11 protein-coding genes are annotated in these 13,242 nt (G+C 48.7%); 5 read left to right on the top strand and 6 right to left on the bottom strand.

All coding sequences use genetic code 11. From position 1 onward, the window contains the following. Window position 1 precedes the first annotated feature (1 nt). Window positions 2–451 (bottom strand): rhodanese-like domain-containing protein, encoded by a 450-nt coding sequence (locus tag E6Q52_RS07100; RefSeq protein WP_292820392.1) that lies wholly within the window; start codon window positions 449–451, stop codon window positions 2–4. A gap of 354 nt (window positions 452–805) precedes the next feature. On the opposite strand from E6Q52_RS07100, the gene glnA reads away from it, so the two are divergent. The 4 genes from glnA (at window position 806) to ntrC (ending at window position 5,454) form a co-directional block, all read left to right on the top strand. After that, window positions 806–2,215 (top strand): type I glutamate--ammonia ligase, encoded by a 1,410-nt coding sequence (gene glnA, locus E6Q52_RS07095; RefSeq protein ID WP_292820389.1) that lies wholly within the window; start codon window positions 806–808, stop codon window positions 2,213–2,215. A gap of 126 nt (window positions 2,216–2,341) precedes the next feature. Further along, window positions 2,342–2,833: a DUF4124 domain-containing protein gene (locus tag E6Q52_RS07090; RefSeq protein ID WP_292820386.1), complete on the top strand. Its 492-nt coding sequence runs from the start codon at window positions 2,342–2,344 to the stop codon at window positions 2,831–2,833. Between the two features lie 109 nt (window positions 2,834–2,942). After that, window positions 2,943–4,043, top strand: coding sequence for a nitrogen regulation protein NR(II) (gene glnL, locus E6Q52_RS07085; protein WP_292820383.1), 1,101 nt, complete (start codon window positions 2,943–2,945; stop codon window positions 4,041–4,043). A gap of 19 nt (window positions 4,044–4,062) precedes the next feature. Further along, entirely contained in the window at window positions 4,063–5,454 is a 1,392-nt protein-coding gene (gene ntrC, locus E6Q52_RS07080) for a nitrogen regulation protein NR(I) (RefSeq protein ID WP_292820380.1), read from the top strand. Between the two features lies 1 nt (window position 5,455). Here the strand turns inward: ntrC and E6Q52_RS07075 are convergent, their stop codons facing one another. Then, complete coding sequence (locus E6Q52_RS07075) at window positions 5,456–6,130, bottom strand: DUF6445 family protein (protein ID WP_292820377.1); 675 nt, start codon at window positions 6,128–6,130, stop codon at window positions 5,456–5,458. Window positions 6,131–6,238: 108 nt separating this feature from the next. After that, complete coding sequence (locus tag E6Q52_RS07070) at window positions 6,239–7,495, bottom strand: porin (RefSeq protein ID WP_292820559.1); 1,257 nt, start codon at window positions 7,493–7,495, stop codon at window positions 6,239–6,241. 368 nt (window positions 7,496–7,863) lie between these two features. Between E6Q52_RS07070 and E6Q52_RS07065 the strand changes: the two genes are divergently transcribed. After that, window positions 7,864–8,346, top strand: coding sequence for a hypothetical protein (locus tag E6Q52_RS07065; protein WP_292820374.1), 483 nt, complete (start codon window positions 7,864–7,866; stop codon window positions 8,344–8,346). Between the two features lie 3 nt (window positions 8,347–8,349). Here E6Q52_RS07065 and mutY read toward each other — a convergent pair whose 3' ends face one another. The 3 genes from mutY to E6Q52_RS07050 are packed head-to-tail and all read right to left on the bottom strand — an operon-like array spanning window position 8,350 to window position 12,909. After that, window positions 8,350–9,393 (bottom strand): A/G-specific adenine glycosylase, encoded by a 1,044-nt coding sequence (gene mutY / locus E6Q52_RS07060; protein ID WP_292820372.1) that lies wholly within the window; start codon window positions 9,391–9,393, stop codon window positions 8,350–8,352. A gap of 2 nt (window positions 9,394–9,395) precedes the next feature. Further along, window positions 9,396–12,086 (bottom strand): AsmA family protein, encoded by a 2,691-nt coding sequence (locus E6Q52_RS07055; RefSeq protein WP_292820369.1) that lies wholly within the window; start codon window positions 12,084–12,086, stop codon window positions 9,396–9,398. A 19-nt stretch (window positions 12,087–12,105) separates the two neighbouring features. Further along, window positions 12,106–12,909 carry an undecaprenyl-diphosphate phosphatase gene (locus E6Q52_RS07050; protein ID WP_292820366.1) on the bottom strand — a complete coding sequence of 268 codons (804 nt, stop codon included), beginning with the start codon at window positions 12,907–12,909 and terminating at the stop codon, window positions 12,106–12,108. Window positions 12,910–13,242 lie beyond the last annotated feature (333 nt).

The raw sequence follows: 13,242 nt of genomic DNA, 5'->3' as shown, positions 1-13,242 counted from the left end.
CTTAGTTAGTCCAGGGCAATCCGGCATGTTTCCAGCCATTCATCAGGGTTCGTTGCTTAAGCGCATTGGCCTCGCCTTCAAACCCTTCCACCATGTTATAAGCATGGCTGTAGCCTAATTGCTGCGCCAGCAAGGCTGCATTATGGCTACGCCCGCCAGTGCGGCACATAAAAATCACCGTGCGGGATTTGTCCACTTGCGCCTGCAATTGCGCCGCAAAATCGGCGTTTGCCACCATGCCTGGATAAAATGCCCATTCCACATGTGTCGCGACTGGCACGCGGCCGACCAGCTCCAGCTCGGCGCGCGAACGCACATCGACCAACACCGCGCTGCTATCCTGGCTAATCACCGCATAAGCCTCTTGTGGCGTCACGGCACCTGCATATGACAAGCCGGTTTGTGAGGCGCGAGCCCGTGCCTGGGTTAAGATATTCTCTACGCTTTCCAAATCACACCTTCATTCTTAATCAACACTTCTAAAACGGCGAGTATACCTGCGAAAGCCATGCAAAATCACTATGCACCATATTGGTGCTTAATTTGTTGCATCGCACATTAAAGGTGCATGTGGATATGATGATTTTATGCTAGATACGCCAAAAGGATGCAAAATGGTTATTTTGGGGTGGCATGCTTCCTGCTAATATTACACATTGAGTTTTAATGGATTCAGTCATTGCGCTGAATTCAAACAACCTATTGTTTTTTTACCTTGCGTACGTTCTGGGACATCCGCAACATGTCCCTTTTTGACGTGCGTAACTTGAATCACTGTTTGAGCTTGATCATTGAGGAGAATGTAATGTCTGTTGCTAATGTAATGAAATTGGTTGCGGAAAACGACATCAAATTTGTTGATTTCCGTTTTACCGACACCAGAGGTAAAGAGCAGCACGTGACTGTGCCAGTGTCTCACTTCGACGAAGATAAATTTACTGAAGGCCATGCGTTTGACGGCTCATCTATCGCAGGATGGAAAGGCATTCAAGCGTCTGACATGCAACTGATGCCTGATGCAAGCACCGCATACATTGACCCGTTTTTTGACGAGCCAACATTAGTATTGACCTGTGATGTGGTTGATCCTACAGATGGTAAAGGCTATGACCGTGACCCACGCTCACTGGCAAAACGCGCAGAAGCCTACCTAAAATCCAGCGGCCTGGGCGACACTGCCTACTTTGGCCCTGAGCCAGAGTTCTTCATTTTTGACAGCGTACAGTGGGATGCCACCATGGGTGGTAGCTTCGTTAAAATCAATTCCGAAGAAGCAGCCTGGTCATCAGGTGAAAAATTCGAAGGCGGCAACACAGGCCACCGACCAGGCGTAAAAGGCGGCTACTTCCCAGTGCCACCAGTCGACTCATTGCACGACATCCGCTCTGCCATGGTGATGACACTGGAAGAGCTGGGCGTGCCTGTTGAAGTGCACCACCACGAAGTGGCGACTGCTGGTCAATGTGAAATCGGCACTAAATTTGCCACCTTGGTACAACGTGCTGACTGGACACAAATCCTGAAATACGTGGTCACTAACACTGCGCATGCTTACGGCAAAACTGCAACCTTTATGCCTAAACCAATGTTTGGCGATAACGGTTCTGGTATGCACGTACACCAATCCGTATGGAAAGATGGCAAAAACCTGTTTGCAGGTAACGGCTACGCTGGTTTGAGCGATTTCGCCCTGTATTACATCGGCGGTATCATCAAGCATGCTCGCGCATTGAACGCGATCACCAACCCAGGCACTAACTCATACAAACGCCTGGTGCCACATTACGAAGCACCAGTAAAACTGGCTTACTCAGCTAAAAACCGTTCTGCTGCGATCCGTATTCCATTCGTGCATTCAGACAAAGCACGCCGTGTTGAAGCGCGTTTCCCAGATCCGATTGCCAACCCTTACCTGGCTTTCTCAGCTTTGCTGATGGCTGGCCTGGACGGCGTTCAGAACAAGATTCACCCAGGTGAACCAGCGACTAAAGACTTGTACCATCTGCCACCAGAAGAAGATGCATTGATCCCAACTGTGTGTTCTTCACTGGAGCAAGCGCTTGAGTATCTGGACAAAGACCGTGAGTTCCTGACACGCGGTGGTGTATTCACTGACGACTGGATTGATGCTTACATTGCATTGAAAATGGAAGAAGTCACCAAATTGCGTCAAACACCACACCCAGTTGAGTTTGGTTTGTACTACTCCTGCTAATCGCAAGAGGATGCACTAAAACAGGGCGGCTTAGGCTGCCCTGTTTTTTTATGGGCGTTTGACATGGTCAACCTTTTGCCGCAAACACACGTTGATAACCTCAACAATCTACTCTAAACTATTGCCATGAAAAGACTTTTTTACATTTTTGCGTTTGCTCTGGTATGCAACAACAGCCTGGCCGATATATACAAATATACCGACAGCAATGGCGTGACAACATACACCAACATCAAGCCAGAGGGCCACAGTAAAGCTGAATTGGTCATCAGCGGGCCGAAAACCGCAGAACCACCTCCCGCCGTCCGCGAAAAAAAGTCTAGTGCCAAAACACCCTCTCCGGCCAATTTCCCCAAGGTCGACAATCAGACACAAAATCAACGCGACCAAAAACGCCGCGAACTGCTGATGAATGAATTAGCACAAGAAAAACAAGCACTTGAGAACGCCAAACAACTCTATGAAGAAGCGCAAAATACGCCAGAAGTGTATAGAGGTGCCAACGGAAAAACGTTTAGAAACGTCGCCAAATACGAAGAAAAACTACATCTGATCGAAGCTGAAATTCAGGCGCACGAGCGCAATATTGAGCTACTCAACAAAGAACTCAACCTCTAAATGCACCATTTTGGGAATTCTTTAATCCATTTTTGATAACTAAGTTAGAATTGGCTTGGCTTTTGCTTTAAAACAGGGCGTGATTCACTCTTTTTAACAAATTTAGGATATGGTTCAAAAATCTCCCAACGGATTTAGCGGTTTAGAGCACATTGCGACAGCAGTGATTCTGCTCAATAATCAGCTGGAAGTCACTTATGCCAACTCCAGTGCAGAGATTTTGTTCGCGTTTAGTGCTAACCAAATCCATGGCCTGCACATTCACGATGTATTCGTGAATTGCGAAATTCTCCAAATGGCGGTGACTAATGCCATACAAACACAAGGCCCTTTTAGAGAACACGAGTTCACGCTAACCACACAACGCGGGCACACCACCGCGGTAACCTGTACCGTGACACCGATTTCAGCCACCTTCAATCAAACGCCAGAAGACATGCTGATCATGGAGTTTGTACAAATGGACCAGCAATTACGTATTGCGCGCGAAGAACGCATGCTGATTCAGCAACAAGCCAACTCCGAGCTGTTGCGTAACCTGGCGCATGAAATCCGCAATCCGCTAGGCGGTTTACGCGGTGCCGCCCAATTGCTAGAGTTCGAGTTGCCGCAAGCCAGCCTGAAAGAATACACACAGGTCATCATTAAAGAAGCGGACCGTTTGCACAGCTTGATGGATAGATTGCTGGCGCCGCACCGCGTGCCTAAATACGAACCGACCAACATCCATGAGGTACTGGAACGTGTACGCAGCCTGCTGCTGGCAGAGTCGCCCAATCATATTCGCGTCATCCGCGACTACGATACCAGCCTACCCGAGCTGATTGGTGACCGCGAAAAACTGATTCAGGCGGTGCTCAATATTGCCCGTAACGCCGCGCAAGCCATGCAACAAAGCCAGACTGAACATGCCAGCATTACCTTTCGCACGCGCGCCGAACGCCAGATTACACTGGCCAGAAAGCGTTATCGTGTGGGGATCCATCTAGAAATTATTGATAATGGCCCCGGCATCCCAGCAGGCATCAAAGAACGTATTTTTTACCCGCTGGTTTCTGGCCGCGAAGGCGGCACGGGCTTAGGGCTGGCGCTGGCGCAGACATTTATTACCCAGCACCATGGCATGATAGATTGCGACTCACAGCCGGGTAAAACCATCTTCCATATATTGCTGCCCATCGAGAGCACGCAATTAAAATCATCAGCATAATAATTGACGAGAAATAGCTATGAAGCCAATCTGGATCTTAGACGACGACAAATCCATCCGCTGGGTGTTTGAAAAGGCACTGGCACGCACTGACTTTGACTTTAAAACCTTCTCGTCTCCTGCCGAAGCACTAAACGCCCTCAACCGCGAGCAACCGCAAGTCATCGTTAGCGATATTCGCATGCCTAACGGCTCCGGGTTAGACTTTCTGTCAGAAGTCAAACAACGCTTTCCGGATATCCCGGTCATTATCATGACGGCCTACTCTGACCTCGAAAGCGCAGTCGCCGCATTTCAGGGCGGTGCTTTTGAGTACTTGGCCAAACCTTTTGATGTTGACCAAGCGATTGAAATTATCAAACGCGCCGTTGAAGAAAGCATGCGCCAATCGGTAGAAGCGGTTGAAGATACCGGTCCTTCGCCAGAAATTATCGGCCAGGCACCAGCCATGCAAGAGGTGTTCCGCGCCATCGGCCGCTTGAGTCGCTCGCACTCCACAGTGCTCATCAACGGTGAGTCAGGCAGTGGTAAAGAGCTGGTTGCCAGCGCGCTGCACAGGCATAGCCCGCGTGCGGATAAACCATTTATTGCAATCAACACCGCAGCGATCCCTAAAGACTTACTCGAATCCGAACTGTTTGGCCACGAACGCGGCGCATTTACCGGCGCAGCAGCGGCAAGAAGAGGGCGCTTTGAGCAGGCAGACAATGGCACCTTATTTTTAGACGAAATCGGCGATATGCCTGCTGACTTGCAAACACGCTTATTGCGCGTGTTATCTGATGGCCAATTTTACCGCGTCGGTGGTCATCAACCGATTAAAGTCAATGTGCGCGTGATTGCGGCGACCCACCAGGACCTGGAGGAACGCGTCAAACAAGGCCTTTTCCGTGAAGACCTGTTTCACCGCTTAAACGTCATCCGCCTGCGTTTGCCGCCTTTGCGCGAGCGCAGGGAAGACATCCCCTTGCTGACCAAACATTTTCTCGCCCACAGCGCACAGCAGCTCGGTGTAGAGCCCAAACAACTCTCGGCAGCAGCGATCAAGTACCTGATGTCAGTCAATTGGAGCGGCAACGTCCGCCAACTGGAGAACGTCTGTCATTGGTTGACCGTGATGGCACCAGGCCAGAACGTCGATGTGAACGACCTACCACCAGAACTGAAAGAAGATACCGGCAAACATAACACCGGTGGCTCTTGGCAAGAGGCTCTGGCTCAAGAAGTGACCGATGCGCTTAATCGCGGTGAAACCAATATTCTCGATGCCAAAACCAAAGAGTTCGAACGCATCCTGATCACGCGCGCATTGGCCCATACAGATGGCCGCCGCATCGAGGCAGCCAATCAGTTAGGCATGGGTCGCAATACGCTGACGCGTAAGATTCAAGAGCTGGGGATAGACGACTAAGTTATATATGAACTTGTTGACTGCGCCATAGCGGAAATGAGCTATGTTTTTGCGCATCGATACTACTGACAAAAAAGACTTGCGCTAAACGTGAGTCTTTCAGCGTTTTCCCAAAAAAATTGTTTGCCGCATGAAAATGTCGGCCTTCATACAAAATTAATGTGTTGTAGACGTTATTAATACGTACGATTTCATCAAACATGCTGTGATAAGAAGTATCCATCTTGACAGTGCCATCCGCAAAACGCTTATCGTTTTGCTTTAATGCTTTCTCATAGGCGTCTTGATCAAAACTCTTATTTGACCTGAATAGTGACGTACCAGAATCCAATGGAGCATCCGGGCTCAGATACAATACAGCGGCAAACACTGCATTGCCATCGGTATGAATCACACCTCTACCGTAATCCTCACTCACACTCTGGAAGTTTGTAGAGATGGCCCAACGCATACGCTCAAACTCAGAGTTATGAAACAGTGAGACAATTTTGGTACTCACATTCTCAAATAAGGGCTTATTAATCACCGAAAGATCTTTTGTGCGCGCCCCAGGAAAAACATAAGGTACATCTTTCAACTGATGACGATATTGATATTTTTGATTCAGCGCAAAAGTACGTACGGCATCCGGGTCTTCATAAAAATTTTCAACGATCGTAACAGGATACAAATTCATAATTGATTAACCATTATCAGCAGATAAGCTTTTATATAGATAAAAAAACGGCAACCGAAGTTGCCGTTTTTTCTAACTTTTAATTTAAGCAGTTAAACTGCCATTAAACTAGAAGAACAGGATCGCACCCAGAGAGATGGTTTTTGCTTTAGCATCCAAATCTGCTGCACCTTTGTTATCCAACTCACGTTTAGTTTGTGAGTACTCAGCAACCAAGTTCAAGTGCTTGGTCAGAGGATGGTAAGCACCAACTGTCCACATAGAGTCAGTTACATCACGGAAGGCATCAACACTGTTGCCGTCCAATTTTGACTGACCCCAGCTAACGCCCAGCTTAGTTGCTACGCCTGGTACAGTGTATGTACCTTGTACATAACCACCTTTAGAGTCACGGCGGTTACCATTCAGGTCAAAACCATCACGTAATTGGAATGTTTGGCCAATACCTTTACCATCGTAGTAGTAACCTGTCAAACCAAAATCAGCAACTTTGATAGTTGTACCGATATCCCATGCATATGCACGATCATTCGTAAAACCAGAAGTTGCAGACAGTGAAGTAATGTCTTCGACTTTTTGGTGGATTGCAGAAACCCAAACTTTACCTGCAACATCACCAGTCCACTCATAAGAAGCTTTACCTTCATATGCAGTTTGACCGCCGCCACGACGACCGCTGAATGCGTTAGGGTTGTTTGTACCGTTGCTACCGCTTACAGATGAACCGATACCACTGCTTTGTGCATCCCATGCTTGAGTCAAACCAGCTGTAAACTGGAAGCCATTCCAGTTTGGTGAGGAGTAAGCAATTTGAGATTTCCAGTCAGCATACATAAAACCTGAACCAATGCGGCCCAATGTTGTAGTGTTGCCAGCCAATGAACCTGCACCACCACCAACGCCCAACAATGTCATGTCGTTCAAGATAGCGTCTGAAGCGAAGATACCCAGATCTTTACCCAGCTTGATAGAGCCCCAAGAAGCATCACCGAATGTCAAGAATGCCTGACGGTTTTCTTGTTGTGAGCCTTGTACACCAGCACCAGTAGTAGATGCACCTGGGTTAATGCTGATTGTGAAACCAACATCCAAATCGTTCTGACGTGTTTTACCAGAAACGCTCAGGTAGTTTGGCAGAAGACCTGTAGTGATGTTTGCACTATTATCAGCATTACCATTACCTAAACCTAGGGCTGAAGTACCTGCGCCAGTGTCGCCGCTGAAGCTAGTTTGAGTGTAGTAAGCGTTAACAACGCCACCGATGTCCAGAGTCCAGTCACCAGCTGGGATAGTGATGCCAGCTTGTGCGCCAGTAGCGGCAGCGAACAGGGCTGCTGCAACTGCAACGTTCAATTTTGTATTCATACGAATCTCCAAAAATGTTGTTTTCACAACTTGTGTAAGGATATTGCTTTTTAAGATGCGCGCAAAAACGCACATACTCGAGAACTCCTGCGGAATCACTAAAAGCATTTCCAACAAGGTCAGAGCAATTCTTGCAAATCCAGGGCTTTTGGCGCAAGTGAATACGTCAAATTGCTTAGCGCAAGTTTGATTTGTTGCAGAATTGCAACAGTCTGACTAGTTCGGCCAATTGCAAGATTATGAAAAGGAATGGTTTTATCGGGTTGTTCAAACTCAATTTATCTAAAAGTTTCTGCTAGCATGGTAATGGTTTACAGCGTGTTTACGGCTATCTGCATCTTTATATATGACTTTACCCGGGGCTTCTCATGATTTCTGACATTCAGTTATGTAGTCGTTTTATTGATACATTAGACTGGATTTGCCAAGTGCTGATCAGACACTCTGATGACTTTAATATCGCCTTGGTGAGAATTGCGTATGGCGATGACAATAGCTTGGGTGAGGCTTACGGTGCGCCAGAGGCATTGCGTCAACTATCTTCGTTGACGCACGATCTGCAGAACTCCTTCAGACGCTCTGATTTGGTAGGCAGGGAAGGCACAGACTTTTGGATTCTGTTTCCTTATACCCGCGTCACTGACAATGTATATGACAAACTCATGGATGTGATTCAAGGGTCGGCACACACCAACCTGAACATTGTTGAGCGGGAAATCGCCATTTTTGAATTGCCGGTGATCTACACCAAAGCGCTGGTTAAGCCTGATAGCGCATCATCTTTGTTAAAGCATCTCAAAAGCAACCAAGCCGAACTGGCCAGCCATGTGTTTAGGCTCGCAAATATCTAAGCGTTAACCACCAAGCTGTTTAAACGCTTTAATTAAAGTACGCACCGGGGTTGGTAGCGCGGCTCCAATTGCATCAGACAATGACAGCCACTGCATATTGGGGGGCAGAGCAGGCCGCCGCCCTGTCAGTTGCAATGGTTGCGGCGTAATTTCAAGTTTAAAGTGCGTAAAGCTATGCCATAGCACAGGCAACACTTCTAGCGCTTCTGTTTCCAGGCCTAGTTTCTCCTGCGCATGTGGCACGGCAATTTGTGTTGCAGAGATCTCAGGCAGGCTCCACAAACCACCCCAGATGCCCTTATTGGGTCGCCTTTCCAGCAAAATCTCACCCGCATCCACAATCATCAGCATGGTGACCTGCTTTTCAGGCAATGCTTTGCGCGGCTTAGAGGCGGGCAGTTGGGCCACACGCTGTTGTTGATATGCCTGACACTGATCCTGCATAGGACAACCATCACAGCGCGGCTTGCTACGCGTACATAAAGTGGCGCCAAAATCCATCAAGCCTTGCACATAAGCAGGCAAGCCGTCATCGGGCAACAACGCTTCGGCAATGTGCCAAAGCTTTTTTTCTACCTCAGGCAAGCCTGGCCAGCCGTCAACCGCATACAGCCTGGCCAGCACACGTTTAACGTTGCCATCGAGGATAGTCTGCCGTTGATTAAAAGCAAACACACTGATCGCAGCCGCCGTTGAGCGACCGATGCCTTTGAGGGTTTGGATAGTGTCGAAATCTGTTGGAAAAACACCGCCATGCTCACGCATGATGGTCTGCGCGGCGTGATGCAGATTGCGCGCGCGGGAGTAATAGCCCAACCCGCTCCAGTGTCGCATCACCTCGTCTTGATCGGCCTCGGCCAGGCTGGCAATGGTGGGAAACCGTTGCATAAAGCGATCATAGTAACCAATGACGGCTGAAACCTGGGTTTGCTGCAACATGATTTCAGACACCCACACCGCATAAGGGTCGCGCGTTTGTTGCCACGGCAAATCGTGACGGCCATGCACCTGCTGCCAGGCGATGAGTTTGTCGGCAAATACACTCACAGCTAAAAATTCAGCAGCTTTTTGAGCGCCTTTTGTTTGAGCTGATCAGCAGGTTTTGCTGGCTCTGTTGTCGTCCCGCTCTCGGATTTTGCAGCATCACCGCCAGAGCTTTCGCCCGATGATTTACCATTGAGCAACCCTTTTAATGCATCGGCATTACTACCACCAAGCTTCTCAGTCAGTGCATCGAGTGCCACAGATTTCGCCAGTGCTTGCCCGAGCGCGGCCATATCGATGCCAAATTTAGGTGCCGCAAATGTGCCGGTGATTTTAACTGGCACACCAATACTACCAAGTTGCTCGGCATCTTTACCGCCCTGGCCTTTGAGTGAATTCACCAGGGTGGGCTTGGCGACATAGTTAATCTGCTCTTTGCCAATATCAATATCGCCTTTGCTTTCGCCTTTGGTCAGGCGAAACACCGGTGCTTTCATGGCGAGGTCGTCATTATGTGCAATGCCGTTCTTGATATTAAACGTTGCTGTCAGCTCACTAAAGTCTGTTTTTTTGCTTTTATCAACGTCGGCACTGGATTGACCTTTAAGCACGTTGAGCTTGCCTTTGGCATCGCGAATCGCGCCAGCGAGGTCAAAGCCCTTAACGGCGCCTTCGGCCATGCGCAAATCAACCGAGCCGCCGAGTGACTTTTTTAGCGCCGTCACCGTATTACCTTGCGCAGTGACGTTGACATTCAAGTTACCGCTGCCTGAAAGCATGTCGTTATTAATGGTATCGACCAACAATGGCCCCACCGCGATGTTTTGCAGATTTTGCTGAATCGCCACCGCAGGCGTGGCACGTGCATCCAGTTTGACAGCGCCACGCACTGTGCCTTGGTAGACATCCACATTGAGTGGATCCAGACTGGCCAGGCCATCTTGCGCTTTTAAACCAATATTGAGGTTTTTGGCTTCTGTTTTGCCATATTTCAACCAGCCGACGCGGATATTGCCCTGCGCATTGAGCGCTTTTAACGCAGAGAGATCAATCGGTTGCTCAGCCTTATCAGCGGTTTTTTCGGCAGGTTGGCTATCCCCAGCCTTGGCCTCTGCGGCAGACAAGTAACGGTTCAAATCCAGCTTGTCGATATTGAGATCAAACGTGTACAGCGGCTTGCTGAACTGGCTCACGCCGACATTGCCTTGAATGTGGCTGTCGTCGAGTTTGACATCCAGCCCTTGCAAGGCAAGTTTCTGGCCATCGGCTTTGATACCGACATTGAGGCCGCTCAAGGTATAAGGACTATAGAGAATCTTGCCAATATTGATACTGCCATCCAAAAACAAGGTTTTTAACGCGCTCAAATCCGCAGGCTTATCGGCCTTGCTACTGGCTTTAGTGCTGCTAGCCGCAGCTTGTTTTTTAGCACCCGTATTACCCAACAGCGCATTTAAGTTCAAGGTATCGGCGTGAAGTTTAAAACCGATATGTGGTGTGCTGAAACCGGCCACACTCACATCGCCATTCAGTTTGGTCTCTGCCAGGCTCAAGTCAAAGCTGGTTTTCACCTGCTCTTGCTTCACGTTGGTATTGGCGGCCAGTTTGAACTGGCCCTGCATGGCGCCATTCGGCAGAGCAGGGTCTTTAATATCAAATTTGCCAGCCAGCGCAGGCACTTCAAAAATCAGGTCAGCCAGGTTAGCCTTCACTGGCGAGGCAAAATGGCCTTCTACCTTGCGCGCACCAGCATTCACCTTCACATCGGCCGTAATGCCTTTGCTTTCTACCGCTTGCTGGTTGCCTTTTAACTCAGCCAATACAACTGCCAGGTCTACATCACCATTGGTATCTTTTTGCTTGAGCGACAGCAGCACTTTATCGCTGCTAATCAAGCTAGGGTTCACCTTCAAGGCCGGTGCCTGCACGCTGACATCGCGCTGCACGCCTTTAAAATCACCTTGCATGGCCAACTTAAGGCCAGACACATCCAAGGCTGTTTTCGCCGCATCCACATCTACCGAACCTTGCGCAGTCACGGTCACATCCTTGCCATCGAGCAGAGCGCCTTTTAATTGCGCATCCAGGCCTTTCACCACAAAATGTTTGCCTTCAGGGTCAGCCATGATATTGGCTTTAATCGCCGCTTTGGCATCCACCGCTGGCTGATTGGCCAGCAGGTGAAAATCTGTCGCCACATCAAACGGTTTTTTCAACGCCACTTGGCCAGTGGTCAGGTTTAACTGGTCTACGCTGTATTGAGCCCCGGTGCCTTCATTGCTAAAACTGGCTTGCGTGTTGGTGACTTTGACGCCTTGCACATCAAAATTAATCTGCTCAGATTCTGATTCATCTTTACTCAGCAAATCATCAAAGTTAAAGCTGCCATCGGCATGCTGAACCACATTGACCTGCGCGCCATCGAGGTAAACCGTATCGACGACGATTTGCTTTTTGAGCAGTGGCAACACCGCCAGCGCCACTTTCGCACTTTTAATCGCAGCAAACTGTTTGTCAGATTGATGCTCAGACAAAGTGAGCTCGCCTAAGTCGGCACCGATTTTTGGCCAGAAACTGAGCTTGATATCGCCCTTGATATCCAGCGTGCGCTGTTTTTTATCTTTGACTAACTGGATGACGGTTGACTTGTAATCATTAGGATTAAAGGTCACCGCCAGGTAAACCACCAGCAATAGCAACACGGCCAGAACAGCGGCAATACCCAACGCAATTTTTTTAAACAGTGCACGATTCATGACTCAAACCTTAAACAGATTAATGTGCAAAAAAGGCCAATATCAGAATACCAAATACGATGCGGTACCAAGCAAACACCGCAAACGAATGCTGTGCCACAAAGCGAATCAAGGCACGAATCACCACCAGCGCAGACAAAAATGACACCACAAAGCCAATCAAAAAGATCAACGCATCATCGGCAGACAGCAAATCACGCGCCTGGAACAGATCCAGCCCGGTCGCCGCAAACATAATCGGCAGCGCCAAAAAGAACGAAAACTCGGTCGCTGTTTGACGGCTCAAGCCAAAGCACATGCCGCCTAGAATGGTAGCCCCTGAACGTGACATGCCAGGAACCAATGCCAGCGCTTGCGCAAACCCAATCTGCAACGCCTGCTTGGCAGAAATCTGGTCCACCTCACGTGTTTGGCCAGGAGGTGCAAATTTTTCAATCAGCAAAATCAGCACCCCACCCACCACCAGCGCAATGCCAACGGTGAAAGAGGAAAACAAATGCTCTTTAATTTGATGATGAAATGCCAGGCCGATTAACGCCGCAGGTAAAAAAGCGATGATCAGGTTACGCACAAAATGCTGCGCATTAGTGTCGGTTTGAATACGTTGCACGGTATTCCACAGGCGCTGGCGGTATTCCACACACACGGCCAGAATCGCGCCCAGCTGGATGATGATTTCAAACACATCGCGTTTATCTTTAGAGAGAAAATCCAGCCACTCCCCGGTGATGATCAGATGTCCAGTACTACTGACAGGAATAAACTCGGTCGCGCCTTCGACCAGGCCCATGATCACGGCCTTCAGCATCAAATAAATATCCATGGCTGTATTCTAGCAGACACTGCAAAAGACTTGCGGGATGTTGGGGAAATTAGCAGGATTAGTCATACCGTGAAATATTTGGTCATAAATGCAGCGTTCTTCGGCACGGGATAAATCATGCACAAGATTATTAGGCCACTGTATCGGCCGAATCTAAAAGAAGCGTGATTAGAACAAAAGGTCTTTCTTCATTGCTGCATTCCTTTTCGCCTTGTTGGCGAGTTACTTTTTTTGCTTGCCCCAAAAAAGTAACCAAAAAGAGGGCACCCAGCCATCACGGCCTTCGGCTCCCTTGCGTTGCTCAACAAAATAAGCGGTCACGAAACTCGCCCT

It is taken from the genome of Methylophilus sp. (genome assembly GCF_008015755.1).
Taxonomy (GTDB): Bacteria; Pseudomonadota; Gammaproteobacteria; order Burkholderiales; family Methylophilaceae; genus Methylophilus.
Note: the sequence above shows the minus strand (reverse complement) of the source record. Positions and strands in the feature narration are given on the sequence as shown.

Excerpts from the sequence above, each read along its gene's own strand:
- E6Q52_RS07075 (WP_292820377.1), bottom strand. The coding sequence starts at position 6,130 with ATGAATTTGTATCCTGTTACGATCGTTGAAAATTTTTATGAAGACCCG.
- E6Q52_RS07090 (WP_292820386.1), top strand. The coding sequence starts at position 2,342 with ATGAAAAGACTTTTTTACATTTTTGCGTTTGCTCTGGTATGCAACAAC.
- glnA (WP_292820389.1), top strand. The coding sequence starts at position 806 with ATGTCTGTTGCTAATGTAATGAAATTGGTTGCGGAAAACGACATCAAA.
- E6Q52_RS07070 (WP_292820559.1), bottom strand. The coding sequence starts at position 7,495 with ATGAATACAAAATTGAACGTTGCAGTTGCAGCAGCCCTGTTCGCTGCC.
- ntrC (WP_292820380.1), top strand. The coding sequence starts at position 4,063 with ATGAAGCCAATCTGGATCTTAGACGACGACAAATCCATCCGCTGGGTG.
- glnL (WP_292820383.1), top strand. The coding sequence starts at position 2,943 with ATGGTTCAAAAATCTCCCAACGGATTTAGCGGTTTAGAGCACATTGCG.
- E6Q52_RS07050 (WP_292820366.1), bottom strand. The coding sequence starts at position 12,909 with ATGGATATTTATTTGATGCTGAAGGCCGTGATCATGGGCCTGGTCGAA.
- E6Q52_RS07065 (WP_292820374.1), top strand. The coding sequence starts at position 7,864 with ATGATTTCTGACATTCAGTTATGTAGTCGTTTTATTGATACATTAGAC.
- E6Q52_RS07055 (WP_292820369.1), bottom strand. The coding sequence starts at position 12,086 with ATGAATCGTGCACTGTTTAAAAAAATTGCGTTGGGTATTGCCGCTGTT.